The organism is Sulfitobacter sediminis (assembly GCF_040811725.1).
Taxonomy (GTDB): Bacteria; Pseudomonadota; Alphaproteobacteria; order Rhodobacterales; family Rhodobacteraceae; genus Sulfitobacter; species Sulfitobacter sediminis.
Genome location: NZ_JBFNXX010000203.1, coordinates 1 through 250, shown reverse-complemented (window position 1 = coordinate 250; position 250 = coordinate 1). Strand labels below are relative to the sequence as shown.

Annotated in this window: 1 protein-coding gene; it reads left to right on the top strand. The window is 62.4% G+C overall.

Annotation, left to right across the window (positions count from 1 at the left end; genetic code table 11):
* On the top strand, nt 1–250 hold a 250-nt coding region (locus tag AB2B41_RS23655), incomplete at both ends, for a transposase (protein WP_367880268.1).

Sequence of the window (250 nt, the reverse complement as noted above, 5' to 3'; positions counted from 1 at the left end):
TCGAAGCAGACCCAGACCTGTCACATGCCTTGCTGCCGCTGTTGGACGCCCGCGCGGTGCTCTTTGCCACGTACCGGGAACTGGATAGACGCGTCAAGCAAGCTGCCAGCCATGATGAGACCTGTCTGCGCTTCATGGCGATCCCCGGCGTGGGGCCGATTGCTGCCCTGACCTTCAAGGCGGCAGTGGATGATCCCAAACGCTTCACCAGTTCAAGGACCGTCGCCGCGCACTTTGGCCTGACACCGAG